Annotated in this window: 16 protein-coding genes; 7 read left to right on the forward strand and 9 right to left on the reverse strand. The window is 63.0% G+C overall.

Annotated features, from left to right (window positions below; all coding sequences use genetic code 11):
• The first annotated feature begins 55 nt into the window (after nt 1–55).
• The 6 genes from cysQ (at nt 56) to OE747_RS15805 (ending at nt 7,048) form a co-directional block, all read left to right on the forward strand.
• Complete coding sequence (gene cysQ, locus OE747_RS15780) at nt 56–853, forward strand: 3'(2'),5'-bisphosphate nucleotidase CysQ (RefSeq protein ID WP_263829514.1); 798 nt, start codon at nt 56–58, stop codon at nt 851–853.
• Nucleotides 854–1,654 (forward strand): 3-deoxy-manno-octulosonate cytidylyltransferase family protein, encoded by an 801-nt coding sequence (locus OE747_RS15785; protein ID WP_263829515.1) that lies wholly within the window; start codon nt 854–856, stop codon nt 1,652–1,654.
• A 13-nt stretch (nt 1,655–1,667) separates the two neighbouring features.
• Entirely contained in the window at nt 1,668–2,714 is a 1,047-nt protein-coding gene (locus OE747_RS15790; protein ID WP_263829516.1) for a glycosyltransferase family 2 protein, read from the forward strand.
• A 198-nt stretch (nt 2,715–2,912) separates the two neighbouring features.
• Nucleotides 2,913–3,899, forward strand: coding sequence for a glycosyltransferase family 2 protein (locus OE747_RS15795; RefSeq protein ID WP_263829517.1), 987 nt, complete (start codon nt 2,913–2,915; stop codon nt 3,897–3,899).
• On the forward strand, nt 3,896–5,596 hold the full coding sequence (locus tag OE747_RS15800; protein ID WP_263829518.1) for a beta-1,6-N-acetylglucosaminyltransferase: 1,701 nt from the start codon (nt 3,896–3,898) through the stop codon (nt 5,594–5,596). The genes OE747_RS15795 and OE747_RS15800 overlap by 4 nt, the downstream gene beginning before the upstream one ends.
• A gap of 6 nt (nt 5,597–5,602) precedes the next feature.
• Entirely contained in the window at nt 5,603–7,048 is a 1,446-nt protein-coding gene (locus OE747_RS15805; RefSeq protein WP_263829519.1) for a sulfotransferase family 2 domain-containing protein, read from the forward strand.
• Here the strand turns inward: OE747_RS15805 and OE747_RS15810 are convergent.
• Nucleotides 7,045–7,953 carry a LysR substrate-binding domain-containing protein gene (locus OE747_RS15810; protein WP_263829520.1) on the reverse strand — a complete coding sequence of 303 codons (909 nt, stop codon included), beginning with the start codon at nt 7,951–7,953 and terminating at the stop codon, nt 7,045–7,047. The genes OE747_RS15805 and OE747_RS15810 overlap by 4 nt on opposite strands.
• Nucleotides 7,954–8,050: 97 nt before the next feature.
• On the opposite strand from OE747_RS15810, the gene OE747_RS15815 reads away from it, so the two are divergent.
• A complete protein-coding gene (locus OE747_RS15815; RefSeq protein ID WP_263829521.1) occupies nt 8,051–8,350 on the forward strand; it encodes a hypothetical protein in 300 nt (99 codons plus the stop codon).
• On the opposite strand, the gene OE747_RS15820 is transcribed toward OE747_RS15815, so the two are convergent.
• From OE747_RS15820 to hslO, 8 genes are all read right to left on the reverse strand, one after another.
• The gene (locus OE747_RS15820; protein ID WP_263829522.1) at nt 8,334–8,852 is read right to left on the reverse strand and encodes a L,D-transpeptidase family protein; all 519 of its coding nucleotides are present in this window, start codon (nt 8,850–8,852) and stop codon (nt 8,334–8,336) included. The genes OE747_RS15815 and OE747_RS15820 overlap by 17 nt on opposite strands.
• A gap of 62 nt (nt 8,853–8,914) precedes the next feature.
• Nucleotides 8,915–9,700, reverse strand: a complete 786-nt coding sequence (locus OE747_RS15825) for an ion transporter (protein ID WP_263829523.1) — start codon at nt 9,698–9,700, stop codon at nt 8,915–8,917.
• Nucleotides 9,701–9,718: 18 nt separating this feature from the next.
• A complete protein-coding gene (locus OE747_RS15830) occupies nt 9,719–10,951 on the reverse strand; it encodes a class I SAM-dependent RNA methyltransferase (RefSeq protein ID WP_263829524.1) in 1,233 nt (410 codons plus the stop codon).
• A 39-nt stretch (nt 10,952–10,990) separates the two neighbouring features.
• The gene (locus tag OE747_RS15835; RefSeq protein ID WP_263829525.1) at nt 10,991–12,823 is read right to left on the reverse strand and encodes an ABC transporter ATP-binding protein; all 1,833 of its coding nucleotides are present in this window, start codon (nt 12,821–12,823) and stop codon (nt 10,991–10,993) included.
• Nucleotides 12,820–14,658 (reverse strand): ABC transporter ATP-binding protein, encoded by a 1,839-nt coding sequence (locus tag OE747_RS15840; protein WP_263829526.1) that lies wholly within the window; start codon nt 14,656–14,658, stop codon nt 12,820–12,822. The genes OE747_RS15835 and OE747_RS15840 overlap by 4 nt, the downstream gene beginning before the upstream one ends.
• Before the next feature lie 196 nt (nt 14,659–14,854).
• Entirely contained in the window at nt 14,855–16,006 is a 1,152-nt protein-coding gene (locus tag OE747_RS15845; RefSeq protein WP_263829527.1) for a CCA tRNA nucleotidyltransferase, read from the reverse strand.
• A complete protein-coding gene (locus tag OE747_RS15850) occupies nt 16,003–16,602 on the reverse strand; it encodes a CoA pyrophosphatase (protein ID WP_263829528.1) in 600 nt (199 codons plus the stop codon). The genes OE747_RS15845 and OE747_RS15850 overlap by 4 nt, the downstream gene beginning before the upstream one ends.
• Nucleotides 16,595–17,575: an Hsp33 family molecular chaperone HslO gene (gene hslO, locus OE747_RS15855; RefSeq protein ID WP_263829529.1), complete on the reverse strand. Its 981-nt coding sequence runs from the start codon at nt 17,573–17,575 to the stop codon at nt 16,595–16,597. Before hslO ends, OE747_RS15850 begins: the two co-directional genes overlap by 8 nt.
• Nucleotides 17,576–17,610: the final 35 nt, after the last annotated feature.

A 17,610-nucleotide genomic window follows, 5' to 3' on the forward strand; every position in this document is an offset into this window, starting at 1 on the left:
CAGCATAAGGGCAGCTGCATTGCAGATCAACAAATCACCAAACCGGAGCAAATTTGTGACCTATACCGACCTTATTCCTGTCATTCGGCGTCTTGCATTGGAAGCAGGCGACAAGATCATGGAGATTTACAACGCCGACGATTTCGATGTGAAGGTCAAGTCGGACGCCAGCCCGGTGACCGAGGCGGACGAGGCGGCGGATGCGCTGATCTCGGCCGGATTGCGGGCGGCATTCCCCGATATCCTGCTGGTGACCGAGGAACAGGCGGCCTCGCACAGCCAGACGGGTGATACCTTCCTGATCGTCGATCCGCTGGACGGGACCAAGGAATTCATCAACCGGCGCGGCGATTTCACGGTGAACATCGCGCTGGTGGAAAACGGCACGCCCACGCGCGGCGTGGTCTATGCCCCGGCCAAGGGGCGGATGTTCTACACGCTGGCCGATGGCTCGTCGGTCGAAGAGACCGGCGCGCTGGACAAGCAAACGCCCGGCGACCTCTCACCGATCCGGGTGGCTGAGGCGGATAATGCTGCGCTGATGGTGGTTGCGTCGAAATCCCACCGCGACCAGGCGACCGAGGATTACATCGGAAAATACGCCGTCAAGGACAGCAAGAGCGCCGGTTCGTCGCTGAAATTCTGCCTTGTGGCCACGGGTGAGGCCGATCTTTACCCGCGTGTTGGCCGTACCATGGAATGGGACACCGCCGCCGGTCACGCGGTGCTGGCCGGCGCCGGGGGCAAGGTGGTACGTTTCGACAATCATCAGCCGCTGGTCTATGGCAAGGAGGGTTATGCCAACCCGTTCTTCATCGCCTATGCGCCCAGCGTCACCCTCAAGGAAGCCTGAATGTCCGTTCTCATCGCCATTCCCGCCCGCTATGCCTCGACCCGTTATCCCGGCAAGCCGCTGGTCAGCCTGACCGGCGCCACCGGCAAGGACATGACGCTGATCGAACGGTCATGGCGCGCGGCGATGGCGGTGAGCGGTGCCGACCGGGTGGTGGTCGCCACCGATGACGACCGCATCCGCGAGGTGGCCGAAGGCTTCGGGGCCGAGGTCGTCATGACCTCGTCCAACTGCGTCAACGGCACCGAGCGCTGCGCCGAGGCGCATGCGGCGCTGGGCGGCGGTTTCGACATTGTCGTGAACCTGCAAGGCGACGCGCCGTTGACCCCGCACTGGTTTGTCGAGGACCTGATTTCGGGCCTGCGCGCCGCGCCCGAGGCCGATATCGCCACACCTGTGTTGCGCTGCGATGGCATGGCGCTGAACGGGTTTCTGAACGATCGCAAACATGGCCGTGTCGGTGGCACCACGGCGGTGTTCGCGTCCGACCGCAGCGCGCTCTATTTCTCCAAGGAAGTGATCCCCTACACCTCGGAGACATACGCAGACGACGCGCCGACGCCCGTGTTTCACCACGTGGGCGTCTATGCCTATCGGCCCGGCGCGCTGGCGGATTACCCGACCTGGCCGATGGGGCCGCTGGAAACGCTCGAAGGGCTGGAGCAGCTGCGTTTCATGGAAAACGGCCGCAAGGTTCTGTGTGTCGAGGTCGAGGCACGCGGGCGCCAGTTCTGGGAGCTGAACAACCCCGCCGATGTGGCCCGGATCGAAGGCATGATGGCCGCGATGGGGCTGGAATAGCGCGAGGGGCACGATGACCATCAGCCCCGCGCCACCGCTCTCGCCGATTGGATGGGCCGATGCCTATCGGCTGCGGTGGAAACGGCGGAGACTGCTCTGGCGGTCATTTCGCAGCCGCCACGCGCTGCGGGCGCTGGCGGACCGGACTGGGGCAATCCGGCCCGGTCACGTGCTGGCGTTTACCACGCTTAGAAACGAGGCACTGCGGCTGTCCGGATTCCTGGAGCACTACAGGAAACTGGGCGTCGATCACTTTCTGATGGTCGACAACGGCAGCGTCGATGGCAGCGTCGAGACGCTGATGGAGCAGCCCGATGTCTCGCTATGGCAGACGGCGGCCAGCTATCGCGCGGCGCGGTTCGGGCTGGACTGGCTGACATGGTTGCAGATGCGGCACGCACATGGGCACTGGAGCCTGATGGTCGATGTCGACGAGTTGCTGATCTATGCCGATCATGACCGCTGTGACCTGCGCGCGCTGACCGGCGGTCTGGATCGCGAAGGGCGCGAGGCGTTTGGCGCGCATATGCTGGATCTTTATCCCAAGGGCCCGGTGGGCGGGCAGAGCTTTGCCGCCGGGGACGATCCGCTGGCAATCTTGTGCTGGTTCGACGCCGGCCCTTATCGGGCCCGCCGGCAGCAACCGCTGGGCAACCTCTGGGTTCAGGGCGGCGCGCGCGAGCGGATGTTCTTTGCTCATGATCCGCAACGCTCGCCAACGCTTAACAAGATCCCGCTGGTCCGCTGGAACCGGCGCTATGCCTACGTGAATTCATGCCATTCAGTCCTGCCCCGGCAACTGAATGGCGCCTATGACGGCCCGGGGGGCGCGGCGCCGTCCGGCGTGTTGCTGCATACCAAGTTCCTGCCCGACATTGTTTCCAGATCCGAGATAGAAAAATCCCGGCAGCAGCATTTCCATACCCCAGCGGATTTCGATCACTATTACGACGAGCTTGCGGCCTCGCCGGATTTCTGGACCCCGGCTTCAGTCCGGCTGATCGGGTGGCGGCAATTGCAGGAAATGAACCTGATCTCTCCTATTGGTTGTGCAAAATAATCAATACACAACAGTGGGGCGGGGAGTTTCGTGGCAGAATTGTCAAACCCGGCGTAACGGTTCCTAAACCCGTTGCCCTCAAAGATGTTTCGATGACATAAACGACCTGTACCATTTGGTTTTCTGGTGTTTTGGTGCGGGCGTTCGCGCGTAGCTTGATGGTTGGATAAAAGCGTGAGCCTTTGGGGATCGTATAAGATGCGACTGCGGCGCAAGCGCCGTCTTTTGCGTTGCCTGCGCAAATCGCGCGAATTGCGATCAGTCCAGAACAACACCGCCGCGATCAAGCCCGGCGATGTCCTGCTGGTCAGCACAGTGCGCAACGAGAAGATCCGCCTGCCCTATTTCCTGCGTTACTATCGCGATATGGGGATCGATCATTTCCTGATCGTCGACAACGACAGCGCCGATGGCACGCTCAACTACCTTGCCGGGCAGCCGGATGTCTCGGTCTGGCACACCACCCACAGTTACAAGTCGGCGACCTTTGGTGTCGACTGGATGAACTGGCTGAAGCGGACCTATGCCCACGGGCATTGGGTGCTGGTGGTGGACCCGGACGAGTTCTTTATCTACCCGTTCTGCGACACGCGCCCGATCCAGGCGTTGACTGACTGGCTGGACAATTCCTCGATCCGGTCGTTCAGCGCCATGCTGATCGACCTCTATCCCAAGGGCAAGATCGACGAGACCCCCTATGTCGAAGGCCAGAATCCGCTGGATATCGCCAACTGGTTCGACAGCGGCAATTACACGATCAAGAAGAACCCCGATTATGGCAACCTGTGGATTCAGGGCGGCCCACGCAGCCGGGTGTTCTTTCCCGACCAGCCAAAGAAAGCGCCGGCGCTGAACAAGATACCGCTGGTCAAATGGGACAGGCGCTATGCCTATGTCAGTTCGACCCATGCGCTGTTGCCGCGCGGCCTGAATCAGGTTTACGAGGAATGGGGCGGCGAAAAGGCCAGCGGCGCGCTGTTGCACACCAAGTTTCTGGACACCTTTACCCAGAAGGCGGCCGAGGAGCTGACGCGCAAACAGCACTACGCCAATTCGGTCGAGTATACCGCCTATGCCGAGACGGTGAAATCGCAGCCCGACCTGTGGTGCAAATGGTCCGAAAAATACATCAACTGGCGCCAGCTTGAGATTCTGGGCCTCATGTCCAAGGGGAACTGGGCATGAGCACGGTCGGCATCGTCATGCTGGTTCACACGGCTCTGGACCGGGCGCAGCAGGTGGCGCAACACTGGACCGCCTCGGGCTGTCCGGTGGTCATCCATGTCGACAAGAAGGTTCCGCGCAAGACCTATCGCGCCTTTCACGACGCCTGCGTCAAGGATCCGCTGATCCGGTTTTGCAGCCGCCACCGCTGTGATTGGGGCACATGGGGGATCGTGGCCGCATCGCAATCAGCGTCCGAGCTGATCCTGGCCGAGTTTCCCGATATCCGGCATGTCTATCTGGCGTCTGGATCCTGCTTGCCGCTGCGCCCGGTGCAAGAGCTGATCGACTATCTTGCCAGCCGTCCGCGCACCGATTTCATCGAAAGCGCAACCACGGCGGACGTGCCATGGACGGTGGGCGGGCTGGATCACGAGCGGTTCACCCTGCGGTTTCCGTTCTCGTGGAAAAAGCAGCGCTGGCTGTTCGACAAATACGTGAGCCTGCAACGGCGCCTGGGGTTCAAGCGCAGGATCCCGGCGGGTATCGTGCCGCATATGGGCAGCCAGTGGTGGTGCCTGACGCGCCAGACCCTGTCGGCGATCCTGCAAGACCCCGAGCGGCCGACCTATGACCGCTATTTCAAGAAGGTCTGGATTCCCGACGAAAGCTATTTCCAGACGCTTGCCCGGCAGTATTCGAGCAGCGTCGAAAGCCGCTCGCTGACCCTGTCCAAGTTCGATTTCCAGGGCAAGCCGCATATCTTCTACGACGACCATTTGCAGCTTTTGCGCCGGTCCGACTGTTTCGTCGCGCGCAAGATCTGGCCCCGCGCGCACCGGCTGTACGACGCGTTCCTGACCGACAAGACCGGCGCGATGAAGCGCACCGAACCGAACCCGGGCAAGATCGACCGCATCTTTGCCAAGGCGGTCGAGCGGCGGACCCGAGGGCGTGACGGGCTGTATATGCAGAGCCGGTTTCCCCGGCACGGCAACGAGAACGGCCTGACCTCGAACCCGTATTCGATGTTCCAGGGGTTCACCGAGCTGTTCGAGGATTTCGAACCCTGGCTGGCACGGGCCACCGGCGCGCGGGTGCATGGCCATCTGTTCGGCCCCGAGCGGGTGGAGTTCGCGGGCGGCCAGACGATGATCAACGGCGCGCTCAGCGATAACGCGGCGATCCGCGACTATAACCCGATCAGCTTTCTGACCTCGCTGATCTGGAACACAAGGGGCGAGCGACAGTGTTTCCAGTTCGGCCCAGCCGACAATCAGGAGATCAACTGGCTGCTGGCGCGCGACCCGAATGCGCAGATTTCGGTGATCACCGGCGCCTGGGCCGTACCGCTGTTCAAGTCGAACCGCAATTTCGCCGATATCCGCAAGGAGGCAGCCAAGCTGCAACAGGTCGAGACCAAGCATCTGGAAATCCTGCGCTCGGTCTGGACCAAGGCGCGCGTGCGGATCTGGACCATGGCCGAGTTCATCGAGGCGCCGATGGAGCCGATCCAGACCATCGTGGACGAGATCGGGCCCGCCAACCCCCGCCGCCTGACCGAAGTGCCAACCATGGTCGACCTGACCGGGTTCGGGCAGTTTCTGCAAAACCTCAAGAACCAGGGCATGCACCCCTATCTGATGGGTGATTTCCCGGTTGAACAGCCGCCGGTCAACACGCCAAAAACGAACCGTAAACCCTATCTGGTGCGATAAGCCCGAATGAGCAGTCCCTTTGATTACTTCGTCGTGTTCGCGGAAATGCGGACCGGCTCCAACTTTCTCGAAACCAATCTGAACGCGCTGGACGGCGTGGGCTGTTTTGGAGAGGCGTTCAATCCGCATTTCATCGGCTATCCGAACAAGACCGAGATCCTGGAAATCAGTCAGGCGATGCGGGATGCCGACCCCCAGTGCCTGTTGGATGCCATCCGCGATGCGCGCGGCATTCTGGGCGGGTTCCGCTATTTTCATGACCACGATCCGCGCATTCTCGATACGGTTCTGAACGATCCGCGCTGTGCCAAGATCATCCTGACCCGCAACCCGCTGGACAGCTATGTCTCGTGGAAGATCGCCAAGGAAACCGGGCAGTGGAAGCTGACCAACATCAAGAAACGGAAAGAGGCGCAGGCCCGGTTCGATGCCGAGGAGTTTGCCCGCCATGTCGAGGAGTTGCAGGATTTTCAGGTGTTCCTGTTGAACAGCCTGCAGCGCGGCGGCCAGACGCCATTCTATATCGCCTATGAGGACTTGCAGGACCTTGGCGTTCTGAACGGTCTGGCGCAATGGCTGGGCGTTCCTGCGCGGCTGGACGGGCTGGACGACAGTTTGAAACGGCAGAACCCCAGCCCGGTCACCTCGAAAGTGGTCAATGCCGAGGAGATGATCCAGGCGCTGAGCGGTCTGGACCGGTTCAACCTGACCCGGACCCCGAATTTCGAGCCGCGCCGGGGACCGGCAGTGCCAACATATGTCACCGGCGCGGTAACGCCGCTGATGTACCTGCCGATCCGGGGCGGGCCCGAGGATGAGGTGCGGCGCTGGATGGCCGATCTGGACGGGGTGGTCGATGCGGCTCTAGGCACCGGGCTGAACCAGAAACAGGTGCGCCAGTGGCTCAAGGGCAACGAGGGGCACCGCTGCTTCACCGTGGTCCGGCACCCGCTGGCCCGGGCGCATGCCGCCTTTTGCCATCGGATCCTGAACAAGGGGCCGGGCTGTTTCACCAAGATCCGCAACACGTTGCGGCGGCAGTTCAACCTGCCCATCCCCGAGGATACGCCCGGCCCCGACTATGGCCGCGCCGATCACCGCGCCGCGTTCGAGGCGTTTCTGGAGTTCCTGCGGATGAACCTGGCCGGGCAGACCGCGATCCGTATCGACGGGTCATGGTGCAGCCAGGCGCAGGCGATCGCCAGTTTCTCGGATTTCGTCAATCCCGACCTGATCCTGCGCGAGGATGAAATGGCCGGGGCGTTGGCGGCGCTGGCGCAGCGGTTTGGTCATACCGAACCGCCCCAACCCGCCTTGGCACCAGCGGACACACCAGTTGCGCTGGCCGATATCTATGATGATGCGCTCGAGGCGCTGGCGGCGGATCTGTATCAGCGCGACTATGTTGTCTTCGGGTTTGGCAAATGGTCAGGCGCGACAACAACCATTTAAGCCCCTAGATTTGGCGCAAGATCGGCGCAGGTGCTGGTCGCCCAGTCGCGAAACGCCCGTAGGTGGGGTTTGTCCCACCGGTCGCGCCGACCGATCATCACATATCCCCCTTGCGGTGTAACGCAGGTCATTTCGGGGAAGGGCAGCACCAGCGTCCCGGCCCTCAGCTCTTCGTGACACAAAGCCAGATCAGCCATGACCACGCCCGATCCCATCACGGCAGCCCTGGCAGCCATATCCAGGTTCGGAAAGGTCGGGCCGCTGCTGGCGTCCACGCCCTGCACACCGAAATGGCTCAGCCAGTACGCCCAGTCCCGGCGTTGCGGGGTTTCGTGCAGCAGGACCATCCGTGCCAGCTCTGCCGGTGAGGTCAGCCGCTGTTGGCTGAGAAGCCTTGGCGAACAGGCCGGGGCCAGAACCATCGGAAACAGCGGCATGCTGGCAATCTCGGCGGACCGGCCCGGAACATGTTCGACCGAGACACCAAGATCGTATTCGGTACCGTCAAACCCCTTGGCACTGTAGAACTCGGTGGTCAGACGGACACGGATGTCGGGATGCGCGGCCTGGAACTGCTCAAGTCTCGGAAGCAGCCAGCGGATGGACAGCGCGGGCGGGCAGATGATCCGGACATCGCGGGTCATGGCAGAGATCTGTTCGGCCTCGCGCGCGATCCGGGCAAAGGCCTCGGTCAGCACCGGCAGCAGCTGCCGCCCGGCGGCGGTCAGGTCGACGCCACGGTGGTTGCGGTGAAACAGGGCAACGCCCAGATGCTCCTCCAACAGCTTGATATGGCGGCTGACAGCGCCCCGGGTCACGCAGAGCTCCTCGGCCGCGGCAATATAGCCGTTGTGGCGCGCGGCGGCTTCGAAGGCGCGCAATGCGTTCAGCGGCGGCAATCGCATCGCAAATCCCTTGGATCAGGTTTCCTGTCCCACGCTACGAGAAAGCTTGCGTTGAAGGCAAGCACATGTGTGCCCAATCTAAGGCTTGAAAGAGCCTATGACAGGAAATGATATGGTACTGTGTGATATTTCACCGACGCCCACCAAAACACAGCCGCACGGGTGCGTCTGGCTCCTTGGCTGGATCAGCTTTCGTATACGAAAGACAAAACCGGACTGCGCCGCACTGGAGGCCGAGCTTGTCCGCCTGGCCGAAAGCGGGCCGCATCTGCTGGCCGATATCGGGTTTCAGGTGGACCCCCGTCGCAGCACCGGTGCCACGACGGTTTGGGTCTCGCCAACAACTGGTCTGGTCTTTGAACAACCGGGACCGGCAGCAGTCAGGCGCGCAGGGTAATGACCGTGCCGTCGCGCACCATGGCATAGATCTCTTCGATCTCGTCATTCTTGACGGCGATACAGCCCGCAGTCCAATCCTGGGTCTTTTTCGCCCGGTTGCGTTCACGCTGAAGGTTCGGTTCGCCATGAATGAAGATTTCGCCGCCCGGCCGCTTACCCAGCGACTGGGCATAGGCGACGTCGCGCGCGTTCGGATAGGAAATCCCCAGCGACAGGTGGTATTTGCTGTTGGGGTTGCGCCGGTCGATCAGATAGGTGCCTTCGGGCGTCTTGCCATCGCCTTCGAACTGCTTGTGACCAGCCGGGGCGAAGCCAAGGTCGACCTTGAACTCTTTCAGCACCTTTTGCTCGTTCAACAGGTACATCTTGCGCGCACCCTTGTTGACAACGATCGAGGTGACCGCAGGCCCGTAGTAGCGGCGAAACTTGCTGTCCCCGCTGCCACAGGCCGACAGGCCCAGAGTTGCGATTGCGGCCAGACCAAAATGCCGACGATCCATTGTTCTCACTGCCCTATGTTTGTTTGGGCCACCGCATAGCGGCGAATCCCGGAATTGCAAAATCACTTTTTGGTTTCGCCGAGCATCTTAATACGAGTTTCGATCTGATCCAAACGTGTCAGCACCTCGTCGCGATAGGCATCGGTGCGTACGCCGTCTTCGGCATGATGGGCGTCCTGCATCGAGTTGACGATGAGGCCCACCAGCAGGTTCACCACCGCAAAGGTGGTGATCATGATGAAGGGAACGAAGAACAGCCAGGCATAGGGGTAGACCTCCATCACCGGGCGGACGATTCCCATCGACCAGCTTTCCAGCGTCATGATCTGGAACAACGTATAGGCCGACAGGCCCAGATCGCCAAACCAGTCGGGAAAGCTGCTGGCAAAGAGCTTGGTGGCGATCACCGCACCGATATAGAAGATGATGGTCATCAGCAGGAAGACGCTGGCCATGCCGGGCAACGCGGTGATGAAACCTTCGACCACGCGGCGCAGGCGCGGCGCGACCGAGATCACCCGAAGCACCCGCAGGATACGCAGCGCCCGCAGGACCGAGAGACCACCGGCGCTGGGGATCAGGGCAATGGCGACCACGGTGAAGTCAAACAGGTTCCAGCCGTTGGTAAAGAAACGCCGCCCTTGTGCCGCCAGCTTCAGCCCGATTTCAGCGATGAAGATAGCAAGACAGGCATTGTCGATGGCCAGGATCAGGTCGCCCCAGCGCTGCATCAGATAGGGCGAGGTTTCCATCCCCAGCACCACGGCATTGACCATGATGACAAGGGTGATGACCTGCCCGAACCGGGGACGATCAATAAATGCCTGCAACCGCTGGCGAACCTGCATGCCAAATGCTCCTTTTCCTCAGCCGCCGATATGGGCAAGCGAGAAGGAGGCTGCAAGCTCTACATGCGCTGACCAGCGGAACTGATCGACGACCTGCACCCAATTCAGGCGATAGCCTGCCTGGATCAGCGTATTGGCATCGCGGGCAAAGGTGACGGGATTGCAACTGACATAGACGATGACCGGCAGCTTAGCGCGGGCCAGTTCGGCCACCTGCGCCTCGGCCCCGGCGCGAGGCGGGTCCAGCACCACGGCGTCAAACCGGCTCAACTCATCGGGTAGCAGGGGGCGGCGGAACAGGTCGCGGGCCTCGGTTGTAAGTCGTTTGAGTCCTTGCGCCCGGCGCCAGCCTTGATCGAGTGCGGCGGTCATCGTGGCCTCGCCTTCGACGGCATGAACCTCGGCGGTTTCGGCCAGCGGCAGAGAGAAGGTGCCGCAGCCGGCAAACAGGTCGGCCACGCGCTTTGCATTGCCGACCGCTTCGCGCACGGCCGAAAGCAGCGCCGCCTCGCCGTCTTTGGTCGCCTGAAGAAAGGCACCGGGCGGCGGCACGACGCTGGCCTTGCCAAAGCGCTGAGCCGGGGCGTGACGGCTGGCAATCACCTCACCCTCCCAGGCCAGGCGAGCCAGCCCGTGCTGTTCGGCGATCAGGGCCAAGGATGCTTCGAACGGGCCATCAAGCGGCTTGCCGCCGCTGACCGACACATCAAGCCCGGCCTCGGACAGGGTTAGCGTGACCGCCAGTACTCCCTTGCGGCTGCCCCCCAAAAGCGCCAGCGCCTCACCCACCGGAATGGCGGCGAGAAGCGCGGGGTCGAGGAGCCGACAATCGGGGATTTCGGTGATCACATCCGAGGCACGGCCATGGAACCCGGCCAGCGTGCCCTTCTTGGTGCGGCGCACGGCGATGGTGGCGCGGCGGCGTGACTGCGGCGGCGAGGTGTGGATCGGGCGCAGCGGGGCCTCGACCCCCTGCGCGCTGAGCGCGGCGCGCACCACTTCTTGCTTCCAGTCGGCAACAAAGGCGTCCGAGGCATGTTGCAACTGGCAACCACCACAGGCGCGATAATGGCGGCAGGCCGGGGAAACCCGGTGCGGCGAGGGGGTAACAACCCGCATCTCGGCCAGCGTGTCGCCCTCGGGCGTGCCGCTGACCACCTCGCCCGGCAGGGCGCGCGGCACGTAGAGCGGCCCGGTGGCGATCCCGTCGCCTTGGTGGCCCAACCGAGTGATGGTGAATTCCTGTGTCATGGCTGCCTGATACATGGGCGCGGGGCGACGGGAAAGCCCCTACTCTGCCGCCTCGGTCTGGATGAATCCGCCCGACTGGCGGTGCCAGAAGCGGGCATAAAGCCCGTTCCTTGCCAACAGCATGTCGTGACTGCCGCTTTCGACGATGCGGCCCTGATCCAGCACCACGATCCGGTCCATTTCCGACAGGGTCGACAGGCGATGCGCGATGGCCAGCACCGTCTTGCCCGCCATCACCCGATGCAGCGCGGTCTGAATCGAGGCCTCGACCTCGCTGTCCAGCGCGCTGGTGGCCTCGTCCAGAACCAGGATCGGCGCGTCCTTGAGAATGGCGCGGGCCAGCGCGATGCGCTGCCGCTGACCGCCGCTCAGCTTGACCCCCCGTTCGCCCAGATGCGCGTCATAGCCGGTGCGCCCGCGCGCGTCCGCGAGTGACTGGATGAACTCATGCGCCTCGGCCTTTTTGGCGGCGGCGATCATCTGTTCCTCGGTCGCATCTGGACAGCCGTATTTGATGTTGTCGCGGGCCGAGCGGTTGAACATCGCGGTTTCCTGCGTGACCGTACCGATCTGGCGGCGCAGGCTGTCTTGTGTCACACCTGCAATATCCTGCCCGTCGATCCGGATCGTGCCGGTTTCGGCGTCATAGAGCCTGAGAAGCAGAGACACGAGTGTCGATTTCCCCGCCCCCGAAGCGCCGACGATGCCCAACTTCTCTCCCGGTGCGATGGTGAGGTTCAGCGCCTCGACCCCGCCGGTTTCGCGGCCGTAAGCGAACCCCACATCGTCGAACACGATCTGACCACGGGTCACGGCCAGTTCGGTGGCACCGCGCGCATCCTCGATCCGCACCACCTTGGCCAGGGTGTGCATGCCGTTCTCGACCTCGCCCACATTGGCATAGAGCCCCATCAGCGTGAAGCTGACCCAGCCAGTCATCTGCGCGATGCGGACCGAGACAGAGCCCGCCGCCACGATATCGCCCGCGCTGGCCTGCCCGCCCTGCCACAGGAACAGCGTCGCCCCGATCAGCAATACCGGCAGGACACCCGCCAGAAACATCAAGATGAACCGGAAACTGGCCGAAAGCCGCCCGAAATCCAGCGAGCGTTCGCGCAACTCGACCATGGTCTTGCGCGCGGCGCTGTCTTCTTGCGTGGCATGGGCGAACAGCTTGACCGTCTTGATATTGGTGATGGTGTCCACCACCTGCCCCGACACCATCGCCCGCGCCCCCGCCCGTGCCGCCGACCGCTTGCGGATACGCGGCAGATACCAGCGGACCAGGGTGAAATAGACCCCCAGCCACAGGACAAAGGGCAACATCACCAGAGGATGGATCGCGCCCAAAAGCACAAGGCTGCCCGCCAGCGAGGCAAGGGCAAAGACGATGGCGCTGATGGTTTCCGACACGACCGACGCCAGCGCATTGGCCGTCTGCATCTGTTTCTGAGCGATGCGACCGGCAAAATCGTCATCGAAATAGCTGACCGACTGGCCCAGCGTCCAGCGGTTCAACCGCGCCAGTACCAGCGGCGTGATATTCGGCATGACGATATAGTTGTTGGACAGGGCCGAGAGGCCAAAGGCCGCCGGGCGGATCAGCATGAAGAACAGCGCCGCCCACAGGACCGGGCCAAGATTTTCGGCGCTGAAGAACCCTTCGGGTCCGCTGTCGACGGCGGTGTCTATGACATGACCCAGGATCCAGGCCGTACCCGCCTCGAACATACCCGCAAGGGCCGAAAAGGCCGCAGCTGCAAACAGCGCGGGCCAGGCCCCTGTCAGGCACCAGCGGATGAACGCCCCCAGCCGTTGCGGCGGGGGCGTGTCCGTCTCACGGAACGGGTCGATGAGGTCGGCCAGCCTCATTCGGCGGCCTCGGTGTTGAGGAAACCGCCCGACTGACGCGCCCAGAACTGCGCATAGACCCCGTCGCGCGCCAAGAGGTCGGCATGAGTGCCTTCCTCGACGATATGGCCCTGATCCAGCACCAGGACACGATCCATCTGGGCGATGGTGCTGAGCCGGTGCGCGATGGCGATCACGGTCTTTCCCTCCATCATCCCGTAAAGCGTGTCCTGAATGGCGGCCTCGACCTCGGAATCTAGGGCGCTGGTGGCCTCGTCCAACAGCAAAATGGGCGCGTCCTTGAGGATCACCCGCGCCAGCGTCACCCGCTGCCGCTGGCCACCGCTCAGCTTGACGCCCCGTTCCCCCACATGCGCGTCATATCCGCGCCTGCCCTGCGGGTCTTCGAGATCGAGGATGAACTCATGCGCCTCGGCCTGTTTTGCGGCGGCAAGCATCTCTTCCTCGGTGGCGTCGGGACGACCATAGAGGATGTTGTCGCGCACCGAACGGTGCAACAGCGAACTATCCTGCTGCACCATGCCGATATGGCTACGCAAACTGTCCTGTGTCACCCGGGCGATATCCTGACCGTCGATCAGGATCCTGCCGCTGTCGGGGTCATAGAACCGCAAGAGCAGCTTGACCAAGGTCGATTTGCCTGCGCCCGACCGGCCGATCAGGCCGATCTTTTCGCCCGGCGCGATGGTCAGGTCGATGCGGTCGAGCCCGCCCGCGCCGCGTCCATAGTGGTGCGAAAGCTGCTGTAATTCGATCCGGCCCTCGGTCAGCCGCAGCGGCGTCGCGTCGGGCGCATCCACCAGGTCGATGGGCTGCGCGATGGTCTGCATCCCTTCGGCGACCACCCCCAGTTCGCGAAAGAAGCTGGTCAGCGCCCACATGATCCAGCCTGTCATCGCGTTGAGCCGCAGGGTCAGCGCCGAAGCGGCGGCGACCACGCCAACGCTGGCCTGTCCCTGCATCCAGAGCGCGATGGCCCAGCCGACGACGCCGACGATCAAGAGCCCGTTCAGCGTGACAAGCACGACATCCATGATGGTAAAGATCCGCATCTCCACCTGAAAGGTGCGGCGGGTTTCCTTGATCGCTTCGCGGGCATATTCAAGCTCATGATCGCTGTGGGCGAACATCTTGACCGAATGGATGTTGGTATAGCTGTCCACCACCCGACCGGTCACGGTCGAGCGCGCGTCAGAAGCGGCCTGCGAGGCAGGTCCCACGCGCCGGATGGTCCAGCGCACCAACAGCGCATAAAGCGCGAACCAGATCAGCAGCGGGAGCAGCAGACGCATGTCTGCGGCCATCAGCAAGACGGCGGCGCCCAACAGATAGGCCAACGAAAACGAGATCGCGTCGAACACCTGAAAGATCACCTCGCCCGCAGCGGGCGGGGTTTGCATGATCCGGTTGGCAATACGCCCGGCAAAATCGTTCTCGAACCAGCCGACCGACTGGCGCAGCACGTGTTTATGTGCGCGCCAACGGATCAGGGTTCCGAAATTGGGCAGGATCGCGTTGTTCAACAACAGCACGTCGAACACATGCAGCGCGGGCCGGATCAGCAGCACGAACAGGGCAAGCACGATGAACTCGGTCCCGTAGCGCGCCCAGATCTCGGCCGGCTCGCCGTTCAGTACGTCGACGACACGGCCCATGTAATAGATCAACCCGATCTCGACTCCGGCAACGATGATCGAGAGAAGCGCGGTCCAGACGAACACGCGCAGGAACGGCCGGGAGTAATCCAGCAGGAACGGCCAGAGGCGCGTGGGCGGGGTGTCGGTCTCGTCATAGGCAATGAACGGATCGACGAGATTTTCGAAATAGCGAAACATGACGGATGCTCCAACTGAGCGTAATCTTAGGAAATGCGAAACAGGCGGCGCACGGAACACCACCCCATACGGGTCGGTTATTCCGGCTTAGCCGAACCAGAGCCCGTAATACATTCGCATCCCTCCTGTCAGGTTTCTGGCCAGACCGTAGACGGAAATGGCCCGCTCTGTCACGCGGGAAAGTCTTGACCTAACGTCAGCTTTGGTCAGACAGCAACGCGGAGCGGTCCAATGTGAAGCCCGATGCGATCCAGCGCGATTTGAGTTGGGTCAGTTTTTCGCCCAGCGCCTTGCCGGTATAGTTTGGCATCAAGTCCTTGGCAGAAATGGGGAAAATGGCGGACGCGCCGCATTCCACCTCGGTCAGGCAGGCGCGATCAAAGGGCGTTTCCAACAGCGCAGCGCGCAGCAGAAGCGCGTCGCGGGCGGCATCAAACCCCAGTTCGTGACCCAGTTCACCCGGTCCCGCGACACCTGACGCGGCCGCTCTCAGGCGGGCCAGCGCCGTCATCTGTGCCTTGCTCAGCCGCAGGTTCTCCATCACCTCGGGTTCACCCAGCGCCGCAAGGCGGCGGATTGGATCGGCGGGCAGATCACCTTCGAGATGGACCAGCGGCGCAAGCGCGCGGTCGTCCGCGCCGGGCAGAATCTGCGCCAGCACTCCTGTCGTGCGCATCACCGCCACCGCAGGCGCCGGATCGGGGGCGCCGAGCAGCTTCAACAGCTCGGCCCCGACCCGTTCACGCGACAGCCGGGCCAGCCCGCCGAGATTGGCGGCAATTGCAGCCAGCGCATCACCATCGAACCCGGCACCATCGTCGCCATACCAGGCGTGAAAGCGGAAGTAGCGCAGCGAGCGCAGGTAATCCTCGCGGATACGGTCGGTGGCATTGCCGATGAACCGGACCCGGCGCGCTTGCAGGTCGGGCAGGCCATCGAGCGGGTCCAGAATGCTGCCATCAGGCCGGGCATAAAGCGCGTTCATGGTAAAATCGCGCCGCGCCGCATCCTCGTGCAGCGAGTCCGAGAACGCCACCACCGCGCGGCGCCCATCGGTTTCCACATCGCGGCGAAAGGTGGTGACCTCGTGCGGGATGCCATCTTTGACCAGCGTCACGGTGCCATGTTCGATACCGGTCGGGATTGCCTTGATCCCGGCCCCCTTGGCCAGCTCGATCACCCGTTCGGGCCGGGCGTCGGTGGTGATGTCGATATCGCTGACCGGGGCGCCCAACAACGCGTTACGCACGCAACCGCCAACGAACAGCGCCTGCGCGCCACCATCGGTCAGGACCCGACAGACCGCCTGCGTCGCCTTATGGGTCAGCCAGGGGTCGGTGATCTTCATTCGTCCTGCATCCTTGCCGCCAACCCGCGCAGCATCCGCGCGGTCGCGCCCCAGATGTAATAGGGGCCCCAGGGCACAGTATAGTAATGCCGCCGCTGCCCGCGCCAGCGGCGCGACTGGACCGAGTAATTCCCCGGCGCCATGAGGTGAGACAGGGGAACGGAAAACACCTCCTCGACCTCACCCGGCTCGGGGCGGATGTCGAACGCGTGCTCGATCACGGCCACCACAGGCGTCACCATGAACGAGGTCACGGTTTCATGCGCGGGCAATGTGCCCAGCACCTGTGGCAGGGTGCGTGGCAGACCGATTTCCTCGTGCGCCTCGCGCAAGGCGGCGGCGATCACATCGGCATCGCCCTCGTCCTGTTTGCCGCCCGGAAAGGCGATCTGGCCGGGATGGTGTTTCAACGCCGAAGAGCGTTTGGTCAGGATCACGCGCGGCGCACCCTGCGCCAGCGTGACCGGAACCAGCACCCCGGCCGGGCGCAGCTTGCGCCCCTCGGGCAGGACGGTGCCGGGGTTCAGGTCGAAATCGCTCGACCCCGGCCCCGGTCGCGACAGCGCCGCCAGCAGAGACGCGACCGTGTCACTCACCCTGGTTCGCCTCGAACCCGAGGCTCTCGGGATCCAGAACGTAATGGGCGCCGCAGAACTGGCAATCGGCGGTGACCATGCCGTCCTCGGTCGTCATATGGCCGATGTCCTTTTGCGAATAGATCGACAGGCTTTGACGCACCCGGTCGGCGGAACAGGTGCAGCCGAAGCGAACCGATTGCGAATCGTACACGCGCGGCTGCTCCTCGTGGAACAGGCGCACCAGCAAGTCGGTCGGCGGCAAGGCCGGTCCGATCAGCTCCAGCTCTTCGACCGTGTCGAGCAGGATGTTGACGCGGTTCCAGTTCTCGCCCTCTTCACCATCGACCAGATCGCTGGCGCTCAGGATATCGCCATTGCCGGGGCCGCTGGCGGCAAAGGGCGACGCCTTGGGCATGTGTTGCAGCATGATGCCCCCGGCGCGCCAGTGTTCGGACACACCCGGTTCGATGGACTTGCCAAACCGCAGCACGAACCGCGTGGGCAATTGTTCGGACTGGGCGAAATAAGCCTCGGCACAGGCGCTGAGCGATCCGCCCGCAAGCGGCGTGATACCCTGATAGGGCTGGGTGCCCTTGCCCTGGTCGATCAGGATGGCGAAGTACCCTTTGCCGATCTGCGCAAATGGCGCCTCGCGGGTCAGCCGGTCGCGGTCGAAACTGGCATAGGCGCGGATACGCGCCGGCTCGCCCTCGACCTTGGGGGCGTAGTAATCGGTTGCGATCATCCGTACCGGCCCGTTCGACTGCACCTGCAACGACAGTTTCCAGCGCAGCTTGATCGTTTGCCCGATCAGCGCGGTCAAAAGGGCCATTTCGGCCACCAGCGCCTCGACCACAGGCGGATAGTCATGCTGTTTCAGGACGCCCTCGAGAACACCGTCAAGCCGGGCGATACGGCCGCGCATCTGGGGTAAATCCAGTTGAAAAGGCAGGACCGTGTCGTCCCACGCGATTTTGGTTCCGATAGTCATGGGGTTTCCTTGTACGCCAGCTCTTGGCATATCGC

The sequence above is a fragment of the Ruegeria aquimaris genome (assembly GCF_025751555.1).
GTDB classification, from domain to species: domain Bacteria; phylum Pseudomonadota; class Alphaproteobacteria; order Rhodobacterales; family Rhodobacteraceae; genus Ruegeria_B; species Ruegeria_B aquimaris.